The 26,288-nt window shown below is 55.6% G+C and carries 7 protein-coding genes; 1 reads left to right on the forward strand and 6 read right to left on the reverse strand.

What is annotated here, in order from left to right; genetic code table 11:
• Window positions 1–266: 266 nt before the first annotated feature.
• Window positions 267–1,124: a sugar phosphate isomerase/epimerase family protein gene (locus tag AC6ROY_RS18965; protein ID WP_500102161.1), complete on the forward strand. Its 858-nt coding sequence runs from the start codon at window positions 267–269 to the stop codon at window positions 1,122–1,124.
• A gap of 84 nt (window positions 1,125–1,208) precedes the next feature.
• Here AC6ROY_RS18965 and AC6ROY_RS18970 read toward each other — a convergent pair whose 3' ends face one another.
• The 6 genes from AC6ROY_RS18970 to AC6ROY_RS18995 form a co-directional block, all read right to left on the reverse strand.
• Window positions 1,209–1,688: an Rrf2 family transcriptional regulator gene (locus tag AC6ROY_RS18970; protein ID WP_500102162.1), complete on the reverse strand. Its 480-nt coding sequence runs from the start codon at window positions 1,686–1,688 to the stop codon at window positions 1,209–1,211.
• A 248-nt stretch (window positions 1,689–1,936) separates the two neighbouring features.
• Entirely contained in the window at window positions 1,937–2,626 is a 690-nt protein-coding gene (locus AC6ROY_RS18975) for a S1 family peptidase (RefSeq protein WP_500102163.1), read from the reverse strand.
• A gap of 36 nt (window positions 2,627–2,662) precedes the next feature.
• Window positions 2,663–12,205 (reverse strand): chitobiase/beta-hexosaminidase C-terminal domain-containing protein, encoded by a 9,543-nt coding sequence (locus AC6ROY_RS18980; RefSeq protein WP_500102164.1) that lies wholly within the window; start codon window positions 12,203–12,205, stop codon window positions 2,663–2,665.
• A gap of 90 nt (window positions 12,206–12,295) precedes the next feature.
• On the reverse strand, window positions 12,296–20,014 hold the full coding sequence (locus AC6ROY_RS18985) for an S-layer homology domain-containing protein (protein ID WP_500102165.1): 7,719 nt from the start codon (window positions 20,012–20,014) through the stop codon (window positions 12,296–12,298).
• 83 nt (window positions 20,015–20,097) lie between these two features.
• Window positions 20,098–25,503 carry a hypothetical protein gene (locus AC6ROY_RS18990; protein WP_500102166.1) on the reverse strand — a complete coding sequence of 1,802 codons (5,406 nt, stop codon included), beginning with the start codon at window positions 25,501–25,503 and terminating at the stop codon, window positions 20,098–20,100.
• A gap of 306 nt (window positions 25,504–25,809) precedes the next feature.
• A complete protein-coding gene (locus tag AC6ROY_RS18995) occupies window positions 25,810–26,208 on the reverse strand; it encodes a hypothetical protein (RefSeq protein WP_500102167.1) in 399 nt (132 codons plus the stop codon).
• Window positions 26,209–26,288: the final 80 nt, after the last annotated feature.

Genomic DNA, 26,288 nt, shown 5'->3' on the forward strand with positions numbered 1-26,288 from the left:
AATTGTGAATATGCTATGATTTAATTATATATCAACAATCTATTCATCTATATGCCTTTACTATCCGCCATTATAACATGCTCTTGGCAGAAACGCAACTTAAATTGTTTTACCCCCATTTGATACGATCCAAACCGGAAGCTGCAGCAGCATCCGGTTTTTTTACATGCCCATTTGCGCGTAACCGTTTTCGATTGAGCGTCGCACCCGGCTGCCGGACATGGTATAGTTAAACCCGAAGCATGAGCTACATAGTTAAGGGAGAGATGAACGTGGGATTTGGCACATTAGCGCATACGGTCGGCAAACGGCCGCTGCACGAGCTGGTTGAGCGGCTCGCTTCGTACAAGGTTGATTTTGTCCAGCTGGCGCTGCTCAAGGCGATCGCCGACATCGACGTGTCGCCCGGCAAGCTGAGCCCTGGCCTGGCCAATCATATTGCCGAACAATTCGCCAAAGCGGGCATCCGCATCGGCGTGCTCGGCTGCTACATCAATCCGGTGCATCCCGACCCGCAGCAGCGGCGCGCCGAAATTGATCGCTTCAAGGAGCATCTGCGTTACGCCCGTGATTTCGGCACCTCCATCGTCGCCTCGGAAACCGGCGATTTGACGACCTTTGCCGAGCAGGAGCCGGAGCGCTACGAGGAGTATGGCTGGAGCATTTTCCGCCAAACCGTCGAAGAGCTGGCTGAGGAAGCCGAGAAATGGGGCGTCCAGATCGGCCTGGAGCCGGTATGCACCCATACACTCACCAATCCGGTCAAAATGAAGCGTATTCTTGACGAAGTGCCTTCATCCAGCCTCGGGGTCGTCTTTGACCCGGTCAACTTGCTGGATCAGCATAATTTCCACCGTCGGGACGAGGTGGTGGACGAGCTGCTGGAGCTGGCTGGCGACCGGGTTGTGCTCGCGCATTTGAAGGACGGCATTTACCGTCCGGACGGACGGCCAACTTCTGTTCAAATCGGTCAAGGCCAATTTGACGTCGAGCGGTTCTTCACCAAGCTGCACGCCCGCAAGCCGTACATTGACATCTCGCTGGAGGATACGCGCGAGCAGGACCTGCCGGAAGTGCTCAGCTATGTACGCGGCCTGCAAAATACGGTGCGCAGCCGCCACTAGTCCGGTAGTCCGCAGCCAGTTGAGGGAAGGCTTGGACTTACCGGCTTGAAAAAGGAAAGGGACCTGATGGAGCGTTATGCTCAGTCAGGTCCTTTTTTCGGCTATGCGTGACTGCTCCTGCTCCTGCGCCTGCTCCGCGCTGATGTGCTCGCCCACATCCTCCACAATATCCTGCAGCGTCAGGCTGCCCAATACCTTCTCCATCGCCTGCTGCGCACTGGAGAAGATCGGCACGATCGCCGCCTGAATGTTCCGGCCGATGGAGCAATCAGGGTTCGGCGAATCATGCAGCGCAAACAAGCCTCCCTCGCCGACTACATTCACCGCCCGGTATACGTCGAGCAGTGAAATGTCCGACAACGGGCGAGCCAGCTTCGTCCCTGCTACGCCTGGACGTACACGGACAAGCCCGGCCTTGCTGAGCATCCCGATCAACCGACGGATCACAACAGGATTCGTGTTGACGCTGCCAGCAATCTGCTCCGACGTGTTCACATCCGCTTTGTCAAACTCCAGCAAAGTCAAAATATGAATCGCTACGGCAAATCGACTGCTGATTCCCATCTGAGCCACTCCTTTATTTCAGATTCGCCTTTACGTATTATGGTCTAATGGTAGTGACGAAGCAGCTGCTTGTCAATGTCAATCTGCGTTTTCCACAGGCACTCGTACGTGCAAAAAAGCTGCCCCCGCTGCGCGCAAGCACGCTATGGAGACAGCTTTTCCTCGTCCAGTTCTCTTCCATCCTGCGGATGTGCGCCTTCACGCCAATACCGGAACCGCTGCAGCTAACGGTGCAACGACCGTGCAGACTACTCGGCTTTGGCCGGAAGCAGCTGGCGGACGTCCTTCATCGGAATGATCAGATGAATATTGTTCATCGTCCGCAGCGAGCCGGATATGATGCCCGCTACCCGGCCGTACCGGTCCAGCACAGGCCCGCCGGACATGCCGCTGGCGACCTGCGCCGAAATCAGCATCCGGTCCCGGCTGTTGACCTCCGCCTTGGGGTTGTTGACGATCCCCTCGGTAATAATCGGGGTATTCGCCATCGGATAGCCGAGCGCAAAAACTTGCTCGCCGTAGTTTACCGCCGTCTCGCGCATCGGCAGCGCAGCGTAGCCGCCGCCTGCACGGTCCGGGCTCCCGGCTCGCGCCGGAAACTGCAGCAGAGCGGCATCCGTCTGCTCGTCGGAAGCAAGCACACGAATCGCGCCGACAACGGCGCCGTCGCGGAAGGTCGCCTCAATGCGCTCCGCATCCTTTACCACATGGTACGCCGTCGCGGCCAGCCCCTCCGGGGACAGCATGACGCCCGTCCCCGTTGCTTTTACCGTATCATCCTCGCGGAAAATCCGGATATAAAAGATAGCCTGCTCGCTGCGCGCATACGTGTCCTCCGCATTATATGCGGTCGGCGTATCCGCATTGGCCTGCATCCATACCGCCATTCCCGACATCAGTGAAATCAGGAGGCAAAACGTGATGATTTTTCGTTTCATGTTGATACGCTGACCGCCTTTCTGCACGGCTGCCCTTTACTTGGCCGCCGCCATAATATCTGCGTAAGCCCAATGATCCGCAGGCACATCGTTAAATGCGCCAGGCAGCTCAGCCTGCTTTTTCGTACCCATAATCCGGTTGATCACAACAACCGCCTGAGCCCGTGAAATTTCCAGATCCGGCTGGAACGTGCCATCCGGGAAGCCGTCCACATACCCGGCTTTCGTAAATGCGTTGACATACCATTCCGACCAGTGTCCGGCGACGTCCGTCAGCACCGTTTCGCCCGGCGACTTGACGTCCAGCTTGAGCAGCCGCGTCATCATCGCCACGAACTCGGCGCGGGTCAAACCGCGTTCTCCGCCGAACGTGCCGTCTTCATAGCCGTCGATAATGCCTGCCGATGCAAAAAACGCGACATTGGCTTTATCGGAAGCGTTGACGCCGGTCAGCAGATTTTCCACACTGACCTTCTCCCGGTCGAGCAGCGGCGTCAATGCATCCAGCAGCTCGTAGCGGGTAATCGCCGCATCCGGCTTGAATTCATCCTGGGCGTAGCCGGCGATGTATTTGATCTCGCCTGCATTTGGCTTCACCGCATATTTGGCGTTTTCGACCTCGTATTTGATTGTGACTACGCGGGCGTCCTTGTCGGTAATCGCCTTGATCGTCATATTGCCGGTAATAATAATGCTGCCTTCCTTGAACACCTTGCTTTTTGTGGTAGGCGTGCTGCCGTCAGTCGTATAATAAATGATCTGACCTTCCGGCGCCTTCAATTGCAAAATGCTGTTTTTGGCTACCTTGGCCGGTTGAGCGGCGTCTACCGCTGCCTTGCCGTCGCCAACCGCCGCTTCGATCACCACCGGTGATGGCATAAAGCCTCCGAAGCCTCCGCGGATTACCTGCTTCGTCCACAAGCTTGACATGGCCTCGCTGTTTTCCTTCTCATCGACAACCGATACCGCCTTGATCATCGCGCTGTCCTTCAGCAAAATCGGAGCTGTGTACAGCTGCGATCTGGCGTTTGGCAGACTGCCGTCCAGCGTATAATAGATGCTGGCTTGCGGCTCATCGGTTGCCAGCGTGACCACTGCCTCATTCGTAAACAGCTGGTCGCCGGACACAACCTTCGGCGCTAGCGCAGCCTCGGCATATTTCACTGCCGGCACATTCAGCGCAATGCTGCGGCTGAGTGCGCCTGCCGCAACCGTCAAGCCTTTGCCTCCTGCCGATTTCAACGCTCCGGTCAACTGACCGTTCTGACCGCTGCTCAGCGCCAAGTCCTGTCCCGGTGTCCAGTTGAGCGCTGCATCGCTGGTCAAGCTGAAGCTTGCAGCCACATCGCTCATCCGGTCTGCCGCGTCCAGAACAACGGCTGCTGTGCTCAGCTTGGCCGCGTCGCTGCCCGCAAATGCCGTCAGCCCCGGATAGAAGCCTTGCGCCGCATACCAGATGCTGCCGCTTACCGCATCAGGCAGCGTACCGGTTGTCAAGCTGCCCGCGAGCACGCCCGACGCATTAGCCGCAGCGCCGGTCACACGTTGACCTGCCGCGTCGTGATAAGCGGTGTCGTTTTTCAACGCTTGCTTGTTAAATACGGTATTCGTCACCGTCGCCGCCGAATCCTTCTGACCGGCAATGCCGCCGAAGAACGTCTGACCGCGAGTCAAGCGATCGTTTACCGCTGCGATCACCTCGCCATAGCTCAGTGAGCTGGCGATGGAGCCGGCCGCCGCATAACCGGCGATGCCGCCCGCGCGGGCCAGCGTTGTGCCAACCGCCGACACCCGTCCTGCCGCATACGTATCGGTTACTTCTCCACGGCTCACGCCGACGATCCCGCCTGCATGGGCTTGCCCTGCCGTCACCTCAACGTCCGCATAAGAGAACGACTGGGTAATTTTCCCTGCCGCCGTTTGATTACCGGCAATTCCGCCTGCAGCCGCATCTTGTCCCGGTGCGTTGACGCTCACCTTGCCGCCGGAATGCGACTTCGCAATCGTGCCTTCATTCGAAGCGGCGATTCCTCCTGCGAAGCCTGCGGTCGCCGTAATATCGGCATAGACAGAGGAACCCTGTACGCTGCCGGTATTCAATCCGGTCAACCCGCCGACTTGCGAGGCGCCCTTCACCGTCAGACGGTTCGCTTGGGACGACTCGATGACGCCGCTGCTTGTTCCGGCCAGTCCGCCGACATAGGAAGCTCCCTCTACGGTAAGCGCATCGGCTTTGATCGCCGTCAGCGTCCCCAGGTTATCCCCGACTGCGCCGCCAACATAGTCACGTCCTTGAATGCGGCCGCTCAGCTCGATGTAGCGAATGACGCCGCTGCTTGTTCCGGCCAGTCCGCCGACATTGGAAGCTCCTTCTACAGTAAGCGCATCGGCTTTGATCGCCGTCAGCGTCCCCAGGTTATCCCCGACTGCGCCGCCAACATAGTCGCCGCCTTGAATGCGGCCGCTCAACTCGATGTCACGGATCACGCCGCCGGCGTGATTGATGCCTGCGACGATCCCGGTCCGGCTGCCTGCAGCCACCTGAGCCTGATCGAACTTGATTCGGGAAACTTGTCCCGCATTTTCAACAATAAAGCCTTGAACGTCCGTGCCTGCCGCCAGCTTGAAGCCGGTCAGCTTGAACCCTTGTCCATCCAGCTCGCCGCGGAAATTCGTAAATGGCAGCCAGTTCAGCCCTTTCAGGTCAATATCGGCGCCGAACAAAATTTTGGCGATTGCCGGCTTCTCCGTCGCCGTCCGGTTGAACAATTGATAATAAGCAAGTCCGGTATCATTATACAGCCAGACGATTCCTGCAAGCTGCTTGTTATCCATGATCAGCCAGTCAGAGCTGAGCGGCTGATTCAGCGCCGGCGCCTCCAGCTCGAAGTTCCAGCTGGTGAAGCCGGTAAACAGAGCGGAGTTATCCGCCTGCACATTGCCTGTTGCGCTGCCGAGGCTGTAGCCGATCGGGTCCAGCGCAGCCGTGTACGACGATGACAGCACTTTACCGTCACGGAAATTATAGCCGACCAGCGCGCCCTTGTAGACGTTGCCGCCGTTAACCTGCACGTTCAACGTGCCGGTTTTGGCAAACACGCCATCCAGCGTGCCGTCATTGTATCCGGCAAAGCCGCCCGTATAGGAACGCGTCGCATGGTTGACGCCTGTCGTCGTCAAGCTGTCCTGCGCTGCATACGCATGCTTAATGACCGCACGGCGTTCCACCGCTCCCGCGAAGCCGCCGCTGCCCGTATCATAGCCCGTGCCTGCGACCGAACCTGTCGCGTACGCATCCGAAATCGTATACCGGTCCACCGATCCGGCAAAGCCGCCGACATAAGCGCCGGTGATGCCCTTCGCTTCAACCGAGCCGGTGGCGAACACCCGCTGCATCGTGCTGCCTGGGCTATCCGCATCGCCGAGTAAGCCGGCAAAGCCGCCTGCATAAATCGTGGTATCCTGGTTGTCGTCCGCTACCTTAACCGGAATCGCTGCGTACGCATTCGATACCTTGGTGTTGTCCGCGCGTCCGACCAGTCCGCCTGCATGGACGGCCGGAACCGTGCCTTGCTTGCTGACCGTGCGCTGTACCTCGATCGTTTGCCCGGCAGGCGCCGGAGCGGAGGTGAAATGAATTTCACCGCCTGTAGAACGGCCGACGACACCTCCAACATCCACAACAACGCTGGTATCGGCCTTGATGCTTTGCACCGGCTGCGAGCTGACGATGATACCGCTGCTCACACCGGCGATCCCGCCTGCGGCCGCCTTCTTGCCGCCGTGCAATTCGAGATTGACATCCGTTTTCGCATGATAGACAGAAGCATTCGCCAGCTTGCCGACGATGCCGCCGAGCTGCAGATCCGCACCGTTGTCCGTCCCTTGGGCAACGAGCGGCTTGCCATGCACCACAGCTTGGTAAATGCCCGGGTACAATGGCGCGCGACGACCGAAGTCAAACGCTTGATTCAGATTGGCCGCTGTCATCACACCGGCGATTCCGCCCAGTGAGCTTTCGCCCGACTTGGCGGCAAAGGTCAGATTGGATACCGTCTCCACCTGATCCAGAATCGAATCTTCGCCGTAGCCGATGATCCCTCCGGCCGTTACTTTACCGCCAGCCGCCTGAATGGCAACATCAGCAGTTGCGTCGTGTAACGCCGTACGTGTCAGCTTACCGGCGACGCCGCCGATGACCGCTTCCGGACTGCTGTCCGGCGTGCCGATCAGCAGCTTGTTCACCTTCACCTGCTGCAGGTCAAATGAGTTTGTCCCGCTGCCTGTTTTACTGCCGATTACCCCGCCGACGGTTCCGTTGCCGGTCAGCTGCTGACCACCCTGCGAAGCGGTGACCGTAATGCCGCTTAACGTGCTGCCTGCACCGGATTGCCCGACCAGACCGCCTACAATCGAGTCCGCGCCTTGCGCCGACAAGGTACCGGCCGCAAAGGTCAGCGTCACGCCGGAAATTTTGCCGGAGCGCTGCTCGCCGACCAGACCGCCCAATACGCTGCGGGCGCCTGATGCGGTCAGATTGTAGTCCACCTCGCGCTGAATGCCGCTCATATCGCCGGACTGCTTGCCGAGCAAGCCGCCGAGCGTCGCATGCTCAGCCGAGCTGCTCAGCGTCACACCGGCCAGCTTGAGGCTGAATGCGCCAGGATCAAGCGTACCCGTATGATCCCCGATCAAGCCGCCTGCTGTAGCGTCGGTGCCGACCGCCTCCAGCCTGCTGCCGCTCTCCAGCGTAATGTCCACCTGCCGGTACGAGCCTGCAGCTGTATTTGTACCGAACAAGCTGCCGACCGTGCCGCCGCTGATCGTCTGATCCGGCAGCAGCTTGATGCTCACTTGCGTAACCTGGCCTTTGTTCATCCCGGCCAATACGCCGGTGTGGCCCGTCCCTGCGATGGAGAGCGGCTCCATCACCATCTTCGTTACTTTGGCTTTATCGCCGATGACGCCAAACAATCCGGAGTAGGTGTGATCCGGTTGTACCGTCAAACCGTCGATCAAATATTGTCCGCCGTCCAGCGTTCCCTGGAATGGCGTTTCTTCGCTTTTGCCGATCGGCACCCATTGCTTGGACTGAATATGAATCGGATTCAGCAGACGAATCGTCCGCCCCTCGAAGTCAAAGCGGTCCACGCCGGTTACCGTACCGTTAACGAGCGCCGCCAGTCCGGCCAGCTCGGCTTCGGTTTTGATGTCGTAGGTGAAGGCGCCCTTGTCGCGCATGTACCACGCAATGTTTGCATTCACATCGTTGCCGCTGCCGCCGTCGCCGCCGGTATTGGCGCTGCGCTGCAGCTCCGGATACTTGTAGTCGGCATTAACAGAGCCGTATTTCCACGTTGTCGCGAAGTCCCAGCCCGACAAGCCCGGGAAGCTCGCCCGATCCATCAAGGTTGACGCCAGCAGCGTGCTGAGGCGCGCATGCACCTGGAGCCAGCGGTGATTGCCGTCGGCAAAGTCAGGCAAGTCCTTATTGATGGACTGCGCTTCATCCTTGATGTAATAAGCCTTGTACAACAATTCCTTGTTGTCGTTGTCATAACGTCCGGCGAAACCGCCGGCATATGCGCCGTTCGTCGCCAGCACCTGTGCCGCCGAATAAACGGTGGATACTTGCCCGTTCACAATACGTCCGAGGAAGCCGCCTGCGAAGGAGCCTTCTCCATTTGCTGTGACCGTGTGGCCTGCATACGAATTCGAAATGGTACCTGACGCATGATCGCCGACAAGTCCGCCGACATTCGTATAGCTGCCAGTGGCCGTTACTTTGGATACCGAGTGCGACTTGTCAATCGCTCCCGTATTTCGTCCGGCCAGACCGCCCAAGAAAATCGACGAGCCGGATGTGCCGTGAGCGTTGCCGTTCAGATCCATATCCACATAAGAAGCGATGACTTTACCTTGGTTGTCGCCAACCAGGCCGCCCGCCAGCGTGCCCTCTCCTTCAATCGTCAGATTGGAGTTCGAGTACGTATAATACAACGTTCCCGTCGGTGCGTTCACACCGGCCAAGCCGCCGATGATGCCGTTGGCCGCTTTGGAAGACACCGGAATTTTATCGGAAATGCTGTTGTTCGCAATCAGGCTGCGGTTTTCGCCAACCATTCCGCCTGTGATCGAGCTTGGCGAATTGACCTGCACCGAGCCGACGTACCGGCTGTTCTGAATCGAGCTGACGCCGGTTGCCGGCTGCGCCGCCGGATCGGTGTCCTGCTTGTCGTTTAATCCGACAAAACCGCCCGTTTTCCCTTCAGCCGCCGGCGGGTTCAGCTTGATGTTCAACCCGTCCACATAGTTGTTCGACAGGAAGGCTGCAGCCGAGCTGCGGTTGTAGCCAGCCATCCCGCCGACGATGGATTGCGGACCATTGACCGTCACATTAATCGCCTTGGCCGTTACTCTATCCATGACCGTCTGGTCCTGGTAGGCGGCCAAGCCGCCCACATAGGCCGCCGACGATGTCGATGTGGTCGTGATCAGCAAATTCTCCAGGTTCAACGCCGTCGAATCGCCCAGCAGCTTGCCCTGCTCGATCCGTCCGGCCAAGCCGCCGACGCCATTTTGCGCCGCATTTACGGTCAGCAGGACGTAATTCGGCGTAACCGCCTCAACGCGCGGATTGACAACCTCGGTCTGCTTCGCCGAGCCGACAACGCCGCCGATCCACGAACGCGCACCGGTCGAAGCAATCAGCGCCGCATCCTCTGCATGCACATGCGGTCGGATCAGCTTGGCTGCTGCCGGGCCGCCTGCGGCGACCTCCGAACGACCGGCGATTCCGCCCGCCTCCGTATCAGCCCCGCTGGTTGTGATGACAACCTTGGACGCGCTGCTTTCCATCAATATCCCGCTGTTCGTCCCGGCGATCCCGCCGAGACGGCTGCTGCCGCCGCTGGAGGCCAGCGTGAGGCTGTCCGCCGAAACACGCGGCGTATCGCCCAGGTTATGGCCGATGATGCCGCCGATCGAAGCTTCTGTACCCGAAGCCGTCAGCGTCACATCTTTGGCGGTCAGGGCAAATGCGGTCGCCCCTGCGCCATCCGCCGTCGGAATGCTGCCGATGGCGACATCCTGAACACCGACAATACTTCCGACCTTCGCTTGCGCGCCTTGAATGCTAAAGGCAGCCTGCTCAACCGCTGCGTACGCCTTAGCCGAACGGTTCAGCCCGATCGCTCCGCCCAGTTGGCTGTTGCCAGCCAGCAGGTCGATGCTGATGCCTTTGGCTGTCACCGGCGCGCCAGCCTGACCGATCTGAGCGTCAGCTGTCAGCAGCCCGGCCAGCGCGCCAAGCGTATACCCGCTGCGGCCCGCCTGGTTGATCAGGCCGATGTTGGTAACGCGGCTGTCTGTCAGCGTGAAAGCATTTGTGCTTGCGCCGACGATCCCGCCTGCTGTAATCTTGTCGTCGTTTTGCACCGCATCCCGCGCCGCCGTCTCCAGCCTGACGCTATAGCCGGTCGTGAAGGCGGCATCGCCTACCGTCGCTTTTGTAATCACGCCCTGCGCCTTACCCGCAACGCCGCCGGATACGCCGCCGGCCGTCTGCAGCAGCAGCGTCGTAAATTTGACTGTGGCCGTATCAATCGTACCGTTGAGGAAACCCGCAACGCCGCCCGCGTTGCCGTCGGTCGTCAGCTTATTGAATTCCGCCGCCGTTTTCCCGACATTCGCCTGCTTGATCGTACCGCCGTCCACATACCCGACAATACCGCCGGTATACGACTCATTGCCGCCTCCGGTCGATGTAATCGTTCCCTGGAATACCGGTTGATCAATCGCTGCGCTGTTATCGCTATGATTGACATAATAACCGACGATGCCCCCGGTGCTTACCGTACTGCCCAGTCCGGATGACAGAGCCGTCACCGTAATATCCTTGCTGTAGGAAGCCGCTACAATCGCTTTATCTACGCCCTCTTCGGGCACGATACCGATCAGACCGCCGGTATACAGCTTGCTGATGCCTTGAACCTGGATGTTGGCCGTATTGAGCACCTTCTTGCTGTCTTCACCCGTCGGTCTGGCATACGCCTTGTTGGCGACGATACCGCCGGTGTATACGCCAGTTCCGCCGATGACCGTAATATCTCCACTGTTGACATAAGCCTGATTGACGGTGCTGTTCAGCAGCACCCGCTTGGCTGCATAGCCGATCAATCCGCCGGTGTACGCTTCGTTCGGCTTGTAGGCAATGTCTCCGACTTGAATGGCGGCCGTATTTTTGGCAATGCCCGTAAACGCAATCTCCTTGTCCGTGCGTCCGATCAACCCGCCGGTAAACACCTGGTCGACCCCGGTCGCGGTAACAGGCGCGCTGTTTGTATAGCCTTTGCCCCAAGTCAAGGCGCTGTTGACGTAACCGGCCAGCACACCGGTATGAACCCGCTTGCCGCCTTTATTCGTCACCGCTGCCGTATTGGTAAACGCAATCGCAACCGTCGGCTTCAGCTGCTGCTCGACATCAATCGAACCGATCAGCGCTGCCGCATACGAGCTTTCCGCTGTCGGCGACTCTACCGTAACCGTCCCGGTATTCGAGGTCGCATCGGAGAAATCAACGTCCGAGCCCGCACGGCCCGCAATCCCGGCTGCGTAGGCGGACTTGGCGTTTTTAATCGAAATTGCGCCGGTATTGGAGATCGGCGTATCCTCGTCGCCCATGCTGAGCCGTCCGGCCGCATGGCCGATAATGCCCGCCGCATGAAGCGTACCGCCGCCCTCTGCGGCAATAGCCGCCTGGTTGCTTACTTTTTTGATCACAAGACCATTGCTTTCACCGTAGCCGACGATACCGCCGCTTTCGATGTTCGGTCCCTTGGCTGTGACCGGCGCCAGGTTCGTGGACGCGGAGATGCTGCCCTCGCCCGCACCGACAATACCGCCTGCATAAATATGCTTGACGATAAAGCTCGATTTAACCGGAATATGGTTCGTAATATTATTAACGATACTGTTGTTGACCATTTTGCCGACAGCTGCGCCGACATAAGCCTCTTTGGTATCCGGCACAGGCACAAGCTCCCATACCGTTCCATACGTCTGGGAGGTGACCGGCTGCATAACGTACACGATATCCGTGACGTTTGCGGAGCCGACTTCAATTTTACCCGTATTCATAAATTTAAAGCCGCTCACGACGCCCCGGTCCATGTAGCCGACCAGACCCGCGTAATTCAGATTGCCTGACAGCTTCATCCCGTTGATCTCGAAGCTGCCGTTGTTTTTCGCAATCAATGTGCCGCGGAACGGATGCTGCTCGGTTCCGATCGGCACCCATTCGTAAGCCGACAAATCGAGGTTTTGATCCACCTCAAGAATTTTATTCCGCAATCCGTCTACCGTACCGCCGTTGACAAGCTTGGCGGCGCCCGCCAGCTTCTGAGGGTTATCAATGGTGAACGTGATGTAATCCGGATTGTACCACGATACATCCGCATGGTTGCCATCCGTCCACTTCTCGGTATCGGCGTTGACGACAAACACGCCCGCCCAGATCATCACGGCTACCAGAACCGCAGCCAGCGCAATCCCGGAGATCGCTTTGTGCTTCCTTACCATCTGCACACCGCCTTCTTGAATTTCAAACCTGACAAGACAAGGTCCCGCACCAGACTTAAGTTCTGGCGCGGGCCGCTATTGTCGCTCTCCTTACTCGCTGCCTTCGCCGGCAATCCAGCCATTCAATCGAATCGCAATCGCCGCCGCCTGTGCTCTCGTCAAGACGCCGAGCGGGTTAATTGTGTTGCCTTCGCCTTGAATAATACCGTATTTGATGCTCAGCGCCGTCTGCTGACGCGCCCATGCCGGAATTTGCTGCTTGTCCTCATATCCGTCGAGCATCTTCTCCACCTCGGCCTCGGACAGCTCATCGCCACGCCCGAGCACCTGCATCACACGTCCGACCATCGTCATCGCTTCGACACGGCTCAGCGTCGCTTGCGGCGCGTAGCTGCCGTCTTCCAGACCGTTGACAATGCCCAGCTTGGCGGCAATCGAAACGCTGCGGTTGAACCAGTCATTTCCGCCAACATCCGTAAAGGCCGAGTCAGCCGTCCGGTTCATCAGACCTGCTACACGGAGCAGCACAGTCGGATACTCGGCTCTTGTAATCTCGCTCTGCGGATCGAATTGCCCGTCCGCCTTGCCTTGCATAAACAGCTTGGCCGCTGCCGCTTCAATGGACGACTTGCCCCAGAACTCAGCGTCTACATCGGCAAAATCGGCCGTGTGATGCAGGAAGACTACACTTCCGTCGCCCGTCAGCTGAGCATCGACAGCCGTCTGTCCCTGCTCGGTGACAAGCTTCCAAGGAACCGTCGTCCACTCCCCATCCGCTCCGCGCAACAGGACCGCGCTGATCTCGCTGGCCTGGATGGAGGCCGGAACCGGAATTTTCGTGTGCATATAAGTCGTGCGCGCCGCTTGCGGCAAATTGGTCACAACCTCCACGCCTTGGCCGTCCGCCAGCAGCGTTCCGTTCACTTCGGCCGCCAATGCTTTCATCGCCCGTACCGTCGGAGCTCCATTCGGACGAACCTTCACTTCCAAAGCGCCCTGCAAGCCCTGCAGCATATCCGGCGTAATGACCACATTCGCCTGCGGCAGCTTGAGCTGAATGCTCCGCTGCTTGCTGACCGCTTCCAGCGCCACTTCCTTGTCGAAGCGGAACGTATATTCCGTAAGCGTCGTATCCTCGGACGTCACCACGATGTCGCCTTTGGCTAATGCCTCCGAGCCATCCTTGACGTTAACCTGCACGCTCAGCGCGTCGCCCTTGCGATCAGCGCTCACCTTCTGGCCGTTCAGCACAACGTTCGCGCTGCCTGCAGCCGGCGCTCCGCCGCCTCCGCCCATCGGTCCAACGGCGATACCGCCCGTGGCCGCTACATTGGCGCTAACGACAGCCGAGGAGCCAACTGCTTCCTTGCTTGCAGATACTCGTTTGGCGATAACAAGCGTATCGCCTGCATACGCCGGTACAACGCCATCCGGCGGCAGGAAGCTCCAGCTGTCAAGCGACGCTTTGAACGCAGGAACCTCCGCACCCGCGCCCCGCGCAAATACTTTGTACACGAGCTGGTACCCTTCATCGGCCCCGATCTCGCCGACCTTGACGCGCGTTACCCCGGTTGCAGCGCCAACCTGCTCCGTTGTGGCGGCGTACCGCTCCATCGTCTTCTGCTCCGGCGCTTTGACGGCTGCGACAAACATCGTGTCAAGCTTGACCGCTTCCTCAGCGGCTTCTGCCTCCGCAGCGCTATCGGCTGCAGCGATGTCATAGGTAGCCCCGATCAGGCTGGCCCCATTATTTTTACCTGCGGTAATGCTCAGCACTTTTTTCGCTTTCTGCGTGGCCGCATCGACCACCTGCACCTCTTGAATCGTCACCGCTTCGCCGCTGTTGACCGTATAGGCAACGCGCTGCGACTGCTCAGGCGTCATCGGCACGTCCGTAAATACCGGCTTGCCCTGAGCTTTTCCTTGCTGCAGTCTCAGCTTCGGCTCCACCGTGACCGTCTGTCCAGGCACAAGCGGCTCGACCTTCAGCACAACGGCTGTCGGCACCTTGAAGCTGTTGTTGGTCACCGCAACCTCGGCGCGATTTTCATTGCCTGCCCCGTCGCGAGCGACAAACAGCAGCTGCGCCTCCGGATGATCGACGACAACCGGCACCGTTCCGGCAAACTTGCCGTTTTCCGCTACCGGAATAGCGACGCCCTTTCCTTTGGTAATTTCATTGACATATACGGTTAAGACCGCATCCTTGGATGTCGTGCCCGCTACCGTAACCGCCCCGTTGACTGTCCGCTGTCCGTTCACCGGCTCATCCAGATACAAAATCGGAGCGCTCGTATCGACATTCAAATACATAAACGTTACTTTTTGATCCTTGGTACGCTTGTTTTTCGCCCGCAGCTCAATTCCATACGATCCGTCTGTTGTAAAGCGGTCGAATGTCAGGCTGCCGCTGCTCGTCAAGCCGCTGTTGACCAGCGCTGCTTTCCCAAGCGATTGTTCATTGTAAAACGCCTCAACCTCAATATCCGGCTGATCGGCCACCAGTTGGATCGTCTGCGTCGTCTGGTTCGTCAGCACCTCCAGATAATCCGGATACTTGCCTGCTTCCAGACCGAGCTTCGGCTCTACCGGAATCGGCAGCAGTGTGTCGACACTGTCCACGCGATCGGAGAAGTGAAGATTTTCATGCTTGTCCTGTTCCTTGGACGGCTTCGTCGCCGCCGACACGCCAATCACATAATGCTCGCCGACCTGCAGGCCGAGGTACGATTTCTTCTCATTTGCAGCAAGCTCCGAGCCTTGCAGATTGTCGGTATTAACGGCCGCCGAATTCGTAAACTCCGTCCAGCCGCCAACAAGAATGCCCTCGTACTTGCCTGTGGCGCTATTCCAGTAAGGAGCGAGCTCCTGCTCCGTAAACAGCTGCTCGGCAAAGTTCGGATAGGCCTCCCGCTTGCCGTTCACCTCTTGAAGCGCTGCGATGGAGTAGCTATGCTCGGCGCTTTGCAGCTCCGGCTTCTTGGCCGCCGGCTTGAAGGAAAGCGCGAAGTAGCCGTTGCCCGCGGGCTCAATTTGTACATCCGTCACCTCGCCAGGCGCAAGCGGATCCGTGATCCGGTACGTCGAGGTCGAGGTTTTCGTCTTGAACGATGCCGTCGACTTCAGCGCCACCCGCAAATAATAGTTGCCTTGCTGCAGCAAGCCGCGAATATCCTCCGTATCGCCCAGCATGTCCACCTGGCTGACATCGACATTCAGCTTGCCGCTTGTTACGGTTCCGGTTTTTTGACCGCCGGTATCCACCTTGACGCCCTTGGCAATCAGCACGCCCGGTTCGCCCGGATCAAGCACCTCTTGGCCGTCGACCAGCGTCTTGTCGGCCGTGACCGCTTCTTTAGTCAAGTACAGATCGACTGTATCATCGGAACCCGCATGCTCAACTTGCCACGAGGCCGTAAATTTGTTCGGATCAGCCGGATTTGTTTCAATCGCCGCATCCTTCAGATCCGCGACGACCGGTACATTCAGCAGACGGCTCGCGACTGGCTTCATCGCCGTCAGCGTCCACGTACCGCCTTCCCGCACCTTCGCTTGCGGCAACACGATATACGCCTTGCGCACGTCAGCCTTCGTCGCCGATTGCGCTGCCGGAATAAATTGCGTGAATGCGTTCGCCGCCGGATTCGTGTTGGTGTTGTCGAACTCGACCGGGTACAGCTTGCCGTCCTTGTCCTTCAATGTGAAGGCAGGCCGCTCGGCCTCATCATATTCCATCTCAATTATGCCATTGCCCGATACAGCGCCCATCGGAATTTCATGGATGCGCCCGCCATCCTTCACATGAATACCGCCGATGCCCGCTTCCATCGAGCTGTTGTCAAGCAGCTTGACGCCGTCGGCAATCTCCCGGTACACCACCTCATGATTCGGCTTTTCAGCGTCGATCCAGGAGGTCGCGACCGTCCGCATGCCTTGTCCGATGACAATAAGCCGCGGTCCTTTTTCCGGATCCTCCACAAGCAGATGCGCAAAGCCCTCCGGCAGGTTCTCCTGCGAGGTGCCGAACTCGACGCCTCCGCCCCAATAATACGTGACGCCCAGGGAAATAAACAAAATGCCGATGCTGCCCCAAATTTTATCGTTGTTCAGGCCGAAGAACACACTTGAAAGCGGCATGCCGCCGACAACCGGCACACTTTCCGGGATTTGCAGCCTGGCCCCGATATAACCCTCGAAGTCGATGCGATGCTTCTCCAGATTTTGTCCGACGAAAATACCGGCTTTTCCAACAATGACGCCCCATCCGCCAATATCGACCTCAGCTTCCACCCGTACAAACCAAGGGGTCACCCATTGCGTCTCCAGCAGAGCTTTGGTGATCATGTTGATTTTCTCGCTATCGGACGGATTCGGATTCGTTGAAAAATCCATCTTGCCGAGAATCGCCAGTCCCGTCCGCTTGACCGTCATGTCAATATCGCCAAACAAGTAGGCAGGCGCTACCCCAAACCGCATGCTGACGCCAGCCTGAATGACCAGCGGGAACGGGTCCTTCGACGTTCCTCCGGCAATCGTATCCGCCAGCTCCCGTACTGCGCCGCGAACGGCGGTCAAATACGTTGCTCCAGCAATCGGAATACCCGGAGTGCCAAGCGTCGTGCCGAAGCCGACGACATCCGGCAGCACGCGTCCGTCCTTCACTTGCTTGAAGGCCAGCTCAGCCTGCACCTCGAACTTGCCCTTGACATCGGCTTTGAAGCGGATGCCGTATTTGTTGGACACGTCCGGAACTTCCTGCACATAATGCGTAATGCTGATCGCACCGCTTGCCGTGCTGGCGTCTTCCTTCTTCTCTTTCTTTTTGGCCTCGAATAAGCCAAGATCCTTGCCCAGGTCGAACCGCAGCCGCGCGTCGATGCCGACGAAGCCTTTATCGTTGAACACGACGTTGCGAATTTCGCCATCGACAATTTTCATCGACACCTTGCCGCCAAAGGAAATGCCGCCCGGCCGCAAAATAAAGTCATTAAACGTAAAGCCGAAGCCGCCGACCATAAAGCCTGGAGCGGCAAACAAGCTGTGCTTGTTAAAGTACACATGCGTCAACGCCAGCTGGCGGTAAGGATTGACCCGGTCGCCCAGCGCGCCGGCCGCCCAGCTCAGCGTACCGTTCAAGCTTGTATCCTCCGGATTGTCATGATTGTCCGGGAATACCTCGTAGTTCTCTTCCGGCTTCAGGACCAGCGTCGGCGCCAGCTTCTTATCGAAGCCGTTGAAGAAATCAAGCGTCCATTCGCCGGAGTAGAAGGTAAAGCCGCTGTTCGCCACGTTAAGCGAGCCTTCGCCCTTGACAATCAGCGAGTCGAGGAACGGCAAGGCTTTCGCCTCGGCCGGAACTCCGGCAAAGTCCAGCTTGCCGCGTACAAACACAATGTCCTTCCCTCTGTACGCGACCGCTTCATTAATAAGCGCCGGTTCAGTTTTCGTATCGACGATCACCTGCTTCTCGTTGCCCGTACCGATTTCGCGGATCATCCCGCGAATGTCAACGAGCTTCTCGCGCACAGGCTCTCCAGACGCGTCCTCCTCCTCGAAAAACTTCTCCATCTCGGACTCGGAGCTAAACAGCTTATAATTGTAAGCCGGCGTTTTCTTCAAATCCGTATCCTCTGTAAATCCAGGAATATCGAATTTCGGGTCGATTGCCTTGCTTGCAACCGCAACCGCTTTTTTTACATTCTTAAGCACGCCTACAGCAGCGCTTAGTCCCGCTCCATTCTCAAACTTTTTGCCCGGGAAGGCTTCGTTGATCTCTTCCAAGTATCTTCCATTTGTAGCGGAAGTGACATTAAACAGGTTTACATATTGCTTGTAAACAGCCAGCAGCCCAGCTTCGCGTACCCGCGCAGCCTGGTTATCCGTCACCTTAAACGTTTGTTTGGTCGTAATATCGTACAACGCCGCGATCTCTTCATCGCCGCCTGTATCGCCCTTGAAATCAATTTGCACCTCGTATTCGCCAAGCGGCAGCTCCGGCCCTAACCCGGCCTGCAGCACCTTGCCGTTTGGATCGACAAGCTCGCCGCCCCGATACGAAATACGCATGTCGCCTGAAAAACCATCGTCCGCAGGCTGCAGCACAACACTGTCCTTCACGGCTACTTTGTAACGGTTCGTTGTGCCCTTTTGCTTTAAATAAAGATCAAAGTTAGGAGCCATCAACTCATTGCCTGTGTTATAAGCTTCAATATTTGTAAGGTTAACGGTTAAATATTTAATATCTGTGCTGTACGCTTCCTTAGGGGCTAAGCCAAATACGTAGGTAGGCGTCGCTTGCCCGATTGGCGGAAGCAGCACAAAATTGGACTTCACGGACGTGTATTGGGCTTTCAGGCCCTCATCTTCCACGCCTTCAATTTTCTTTACCGTTTCCGGACTTTTGACCGTCAGCATATACTGTTTGGTCGTCGGCCACGCCTTGCCCTTCGCTTGCACCATGAAGGTAAACGTTTCGGTGTCGCCCGGTTTATATTTCGGCTCGATACCGTTTTGAGCTTCTTCAATCGTCGCTTTTTTACGGAAAACAAGCTCTTTGCTCCGGTATGCCTCCGTGACCGCTTTTCCTGAGGCGTCTCGTACGATCTGGCCTGTGTTTTCATCGCGTTTTACGAAATTGAGGCCGCTTTCCAGCTCCATCATCGCCGTCATATTCGTATGCTGCATATCAAACATCGCCAGGTTTTCAACTTCAGCCGTTATTTCGAAGATGCCTTCATTCTCATAAGCGCTGCTGTCGGCGTTTGTCGCCAGCTGCTGCGGAGGATCTACGTAACGAATGGAAAATACTTTATCCGGCTCGATAATTTCACCAAGGCCGTAGACGGTCTCAAACGTTTGGACCTTTTTGCTGTCCAACGTCTTAGGCTGCCAATAGAAGGCTACAGCCGAGTCGGCTGTCCCGTAATCGTTCGTGTCGCGTGTAAAATCGAGATTGCCGTTCGGCGTGTAATCCCACTTCGTATTCGCAAGTCCGTTCCAGTGACCGACAATCATCTCATCCACAAGGTTAATGTTCGCTTCCGAGAAGTTGTTGAAGCCGTATGCCACCACATTCGTAGCAAGCGGATTGGTCAAATCAAGCTTATCCCGCATCACCCAATAAGGAGGCAGCTTGTAATAAGCACGGTCTTCCACCGAAATGTTCGGGTCCTTCTCCGGATCATGTACCAGCTTGCGCTCTACCAGCAGCGGCGCTCTGTAAATGTTGCCGATCTGGAATTCCGGACCATCATTGCTGCCAACCTGCGTATCCAGCAAAATCCGGGTTCCCAGCTCCACTTTGGCGTCCGTGTTGTTCAGCACTTCATACCGGACGTTAACATTACCCGCTTTCAGCTTGTCATCATTATTGCTGTACAGCATGATGATTTGCTTGATCACGACATTGCGGATCGTCCATACCGTCTCGATCTGCTTCGTGCCGTTGCTGTTTTCCACGATTTTCGGCGTTGTAATTTCCGAGGCGAACGCTGCGCCAAATTTGTACGGGTTACCGAAAATATAATCTGTGCCATCAATACGGAATGTCGTAAATGAAGTATCCGGGTCATCGCCACGGAACATCAGATTTACGTTGTCGTCCTTCTTGCGGACAGGCTGGCCGTCCACAGTCCGAATCCCGAATCGGCCTGTGGCGTTGTCCACACTTACCTTAATATATTTGTTTTCCAGCACCGTTGTCTTGGGTTGCGAGACAACAGCAGCCAGAGCTGAAGTCGCCTGAGTCAGCGTACCGAGCGTAAGCAGCAAGGCCAGTACCGACACCAGCGTTCGTTTGAACAGCTTCACATGAGCGCCTCCTGTCTTTAATCACAATATGTAGGATGGCGAAGGGAATCAACGATTCCCCCCGTTCTCCCATATGAAGAGCTTTAATCCAGCTTACCGATAAAGAACGAAGCATACTCCCGTTCCCGTTCCTGGTTGCGAACAATAATCGTATACCAGCCTGTTTTCGGGAACGTCACTTCATAATTGCCCTGCACTAATTGCTCGTAAGTCAGCTTCGTCGCAATTGTCTTCATCTGGCCTTCACGGAACAGACCCGAGTAATAGGCCAAGTCGTACGTGCCGCGCTCATTCGTCAGCTTTTGGCCGCCAATCTTCATCTGATCGAAGCCCGTAATCTTGAACTTCACCTTGTTGCTGTTGAGAAGCGCCGATTCGGTGCTGCTCGCAGAAAGCGGTATATCGTTGGCAAAAATAAGCATGCCGTCCACAGCGACCACAATTACCTCTTGCGTAGCGGTGGCTGTATTGCCAGCCTCGTCTGCTGCTGTATACGTCACAAGCTGGCGGCCCAGCCTGGACAAGTCCAGTCCGCTGACCGTTACCTGGATCTTGTCCGCTGCAGATACGTTATCGCGAACCGTGTAGCCGCCAAGATCCGTACGAGCGTCGAAGTTTGGCTTGTTCAGCGTAATGCCAGTCGTTGCTGCGTTTAAGATTAGCTCAGGCGCCTTGTTGTCCAGGCCTGTGACCGTAACCGGCACCTTATTGATATTGCCGAGCAAGTCGGACACTGCAATGGACAAGGAGCCGTTAGCCGAAAAGGTTCTTTCGAGTGTAAAGGTTCCGTCTTCCTGACTGATCAGATTTGTATAGCCGAATGGAGGTTCTGTGCTCAGACTTGGGCCAGTTCCCTCGAACACCTGGTTCGGCGCCTCTGTCCGGCCGCTGATCGTAACCTTCATTTTGCCCCGAGCGATGTAGTCGCCGTTCGGAAGCTTGACCTTGCCGCTCTCCGGCAGCGGGTTGCCTGCATCATCGACCATCGTGTAAGTTACCTTATCAATCTGCGGAGGCGAGCTGATGATATGGTTGACTGTTTCCTTGATCATCGTCATATTGCCAAGTCGATCGTAAACCGTAAATTCGGCCACGCCGTTCTCCGTCATCACCATTGAGCCAGGCATACCATCGGGAATAATGAAATCCTTTGCGTTACTATCCTTCTTGTTAACCGTCAGCCGCACTGCTTCCGCTCTCATCGCGTCACCGGAGCCGATTGTACGGTAAGTTGTGCTTGCGTCCTTCTGGTAGTCACGAACAATTCTAACCTCTGGCCCGCTGCGATCAATCGTGCTAACTGTTGCCTTGGCCTCACCCGGATTGCCTGCTTCATCAACAAATTCGAACGTAAACTCACCGTTTTCCGTAAACGTATACGTGTTGCTTCCATTATTATTCGTAATATGAACCGGCTCGGTCGGCTTGAGCTTCACCGTCACATTACCGTTCGTGTCGCCTTGACCTGCTACGACCCGTTCAATGCTGGCTTGCGGCGGGGTCGTATCCACATTGCTGACAACCGCGTACAACGTCGCCTTCCGGTCCGGATTGCTCGTATCGGTCAGCTCGAACGCATAGTAACCATTTGCTTCCACCCGAAAGCTGTTGCCAGTCCGCTGCGGCGTCGACGGATTAATAGCTGCCGGCACAATTTTGATGCCAAGCGGGGCGGTAATGTCGATGTTCACCCCGGTTATAGGGCTGACCGGTCGGGTCGTGCTTAACGTGGACAAGCCGTACACTGGCTCAATGTCTGAGACCGTACCGATGCCCAACGGCTTGGCGTCGCCGATCACGCCTTCTGCGCCATCGCCTTGCGGCCCCGTTTTGTAGCGGACCTGAATTTGACCGGCCTGCACAGTAGCTGTCGGCACCTTGATAGCGACGAAATTCGTGTACGGCTTCCATCTCAGCCAGCTCTTGCCGAAATCCGGAGACACGGAATATTCGTAACCCGCCTTATCCAGCACGTCCAAGCTCAATTGAATGATCGCGGTGTAGCCATCCTCTTGATCGCCAGTAACATAAAGCAGATCCGACTTGGCATTGGCTGGCGGCTGTACAACCGGCTTGGAAATTCGGAAATAGCCTTGGCTCGCCAATACAGCGCCGTTGCCTGCTTCATCCTCTGCATACACATACAGCTTATAATCCGCCGATTGACCTGGCTGCAGCCCACTGTTATCAAGGCTAACGGCACCTTTTTCGCCTGGCGTTTTCCATGCTGGAGAGCTTGCCTCCGGCGCCGGCTGGCCTTGAGATACCCATTGGTAGCGAGCCGTCGCCTTATTCAGCGTATCCAAAGCACTAATGGTAACTTCCTGTTTAGCACGCGGGTACAAATCCTCCTGCATGCTGAAATCGACGGTTGGCGCTGTGTTATCGAACTTGAACGCCTTCGAATAATAATAGTAGCGCTCAACTCCGGCTTCCTTAACGGTGACATGCAAATACTGTGTGCCATTCAAAGAACCATCAGCGGGAATGCGGTATTCGAATCCGCCGCCGCTGCTGTCTCCCCCCGTCACCCAGCGATATGCACCGCTGCTTTCGGGACGAATCGACTGGTAATCGAACGCATAGCCGACTTCAAAAGCTCCTGCAGTTCCTGCGGCCAGCAAATACGTCGAGCCGGTTACAGTAGGCACATACGTCACCGAGCTGACCGTTGGCTTGTTAATATAAAACATAATATCGTGGCTCTTTACATACCGGTCGCTCGCTTCCGAGAAGCTACCTTGCACTTGCGACGACGAATTCACGATAGCAGGAGAACTCAGCTTGTTCGTGGATTCATTGCCAAGCTGATCTACAGCCTTGATATGCAACACGTAGCTGCCGTCCTCCGTTACTTCCGCTTTGGTCCCGGTCGTGAACTGGTTGCCGCTCAGTACGATCGGCTTCCAAGCAATATCTTCCGGTTCAGCGCCTTCCTTCACCCACTGGTAATAATTTTCCTTCAACCCGCTATGCTCGTCGAGGATCGTTGTTGTGACCGTAACGTTCGCCGAATTGTCGTTCAGCTTGTCCGACAGCGTAATCGCCGGGCCTTGATTATCAAGCAACAGCGGAGCCGCTTTGTAAGTCCAGTTGGAGTCAGGTTGCTTAAACTTGTCGAGATCCCAAACGCCAAGATCATCATATTGGCCTACGGCGGCCAATGCTTTATTATCTGCATAGAAAATTTTATCTGCTTCCGAGCCAGAGGCCTCCGCCTTCCAGGCTTCGTATTGCTGCGGATTTTTCAACTTATAGCTCTTCATCGCTTCATATTGCATCAGCTCGCGCGCTGTATCCCACGTCATATCAGCCGTCCACGTATGCAAGTACCAGGTTCCGCTGCCTGCGGCCGTTATGGCTTCCGCTGGCGGTGCGATCATATTGGTTTTGTTGTTAACCACCTGAAGAGTCAGATTTTGCATATCAGCATTGTCTGGATATAAATTCTCTTTCGGCTGCTTGGCCGTTAACGAGAACCGTTTCATTGCCGCAAAATTATCCTTCTTGTAATCCACTGAGCCGAACGGATCGTCCTGGCTTCGTGTCCAGGTGTAATACACAAGTCCAACCGCAGGCGAAGCAGGTCCGGTCATATTCGACGGGCGATAAATCCCCCGGCTTGGCCGCTCGAAGTTGGTCGTTGCGTTATACTCCGGATCAATAACCGGGATCGGTACAGGAGGATCGTTGACATCGACTGTGATTTTGCCCCGTTTCTTATACTGAACATCCGTCGCCCCATCATTTTCATAATGGAAGCTGGTAATCGGAATCGTATTATCGACGGAAAATTTAGCCCAGTCAATTAACGAGTTGACATTCGATGTGTCGCCATCCACATGGACGCCCAAGTAATTCGCTGGCTGAATCAGCAGGTTGCCGGCGTAATCCTGAATGACATCTTTATCGTGCGCCAGGAAGCTTGCATCCGTTGAGCCATCCGGCCCGCCCTTCCGTTCATGCGTCAAAGCCAGCACTTTCAACAGCGGCGTTTCAACCTTGACCCCCTCCGGGATCACCATCCGGAAGCGAACATTTTGGGTCTGGTACCCGAGATTGGCATTATTTTCAGCATCGTAATAGTACGCTCGCATGCCGTTGTTAAACAGCAGGTACATCTTGTCGTACGCATAAGGCGAGCCGGTTCGGTCATCCCGCGGAATTACTTCCTCGGAAAACTGTACCGTAAAGTCCATCACATCGCGGTTATTAACTGTAGCCCCAGTGACCATCTCAGGTTGAATCCCGTTGCCTACCTTGGAGTACTTGGGAGCTACCGCATCGACAATGACACGATAGCCGCCGCTGTCATAATCAAAGGGGTTCATCGTTTTACCCGCGACTACGCCCAAACTGGAGTTCGTCGCCTTGCTAGGCAGCGTGATCGGCTTCGCTACATTACCGGCCGCATCAATAAACACAGCCCCGTTGAGCTTTTCTTCCATACTGTAGTCGAGCGGACCGCGATTCAGCCCGGCGATGCCATCGGATTCTCTCATCCGCGGCTTCAGCGGCAAATTACCGCTATGGTGATACTTGGCTGCAGTATATGTATAGTTGATCGACTGGTGAAGCGGGAAGCTTCGGAAGTCTCCTGCGAAGTCCGACGCCCTATAGGTTGTATTGGTAAGGAACTGCTCCAACCCAGCCGTCGGCAAGCCGTCTCCCGCCGGATTCACAAACAACGGATGCCGCAGAAAATGGTCATTAAAAGAGGATGTCATCGCCATCGGTCTGACCGGCTCACTAAAGTTGTACGTCAGCGAGATTTTCTCCCCTGCCTTGGCGTAAAGCTCCGGCTGTCCTTTTTTGTTCACCCGGTCCACGCCATTGCCGGTGAACGTATAGCTTTCTAATTCAGGGCGGACCTTGTCGCGGAATCGGATGAAAATGCCTTTGACCTGCACATCTTCATCTTCAAGCCAAATCTCAATGCGAATGGTAGAATCCGCCTTGAACTTGGCTATTTTTTCTCTGTGGCCAATCGTTCCGCCGCCGCTATGGCCCGACATTACGTTCACATTATCTACAAAAAAGTTTGCGGTCGTAACCGAAGTCGCACAAATCCCCAAGAAGCAGCTTTCGTCATATTGCAGTTCATCCCAGCCGACCTCAATCTCGGCTTCTCCGCCGGCAGCAATAGCAGCCAGTAACGGATTGTCCTTGACACGTACTTCGAACTGTACGCTAGCCTCATCATCGGCGGTCATAGAGCCATCTGCATAGATGCTGATGTCCTTATCCTGCTCCGTCTGCACAAATCCTCTGGAGCTGGCAAAGCCGGCGCCATTTACGTTAAAGTTGCGAAATGCATTGCCTGCTTCCTTCGTTGCATTACCAATTGGAGTACCGTCGAGCAGCATCTGTTGATCCTCGGTTGCCGCGTAAACCTCGGTCGGTATTCCCAGAACAGGAATCATGGAGCCCATCAGGCAAATCATAACCAGAATGGACATCCACTTCGATAAAAGCTTGTTCTTGATCACAAACGAAACCTCCTTCAACAATCTGGACATTCTGTGTTGATCGCTGACTCCCACAAAGCTAGAGCGGACTTTCTTGCATTATAAACAATGGGCTCTGAACAAATTCTAAACATTTTGCCGAAACTAAGCAGAAATGCCCATTTACTATACCAATTTTATGAGAAATCTGTCGATTTTGACGAATATCAAAAAAATTTAATACTTTCGCTTCGGAAATTTGAGGCGTAGGCTTCGGACAGAAATGAAAAAAACGGGACGATTGTCCCGACTTTTTCAGAAATACATAAAATGTTTGGTTGTTGTTTTTCATTCTACCTTCCAACTAGCAGTGATTTCCCCATTTGACATCTTGTTTCCCTCAATAAGTAAGTTATATTCACCGTCAACATCTGCAACAATACTCAGCAAAGCTCCATCTACATTCGGCCTAATTGATTTTCCTTTGGGGTCCAAAAAAACAACACTTATTTCTCCCTTACTTATAAAACTATACTCAACAGAGAATTTGTTTCCTTTTTTTAAATGAATCGGATAATATTTTTTTCCATGAAAATAATCATATTCTAATTTCATGTGGTCTGCAGATCTTATCTCTGTTAAATTACTTTCTTTTTCAAAAAAAGTAGGATTTACTACAAAAAAATAAAATAACGTTGTGACAAAAATAATTAAAGTTGCACCCGCTAATAAAACTATTCTGTTCAAACTCTCACTCCCACTATAAAGTAATGTTTTCTCCTGTTTTCTCGTGTATACTCAACATTTCAACTTTGACAGCTTGAGCA

Source organism: Paenibacillus sp. sg306046 (assembly GCF_059821225.1).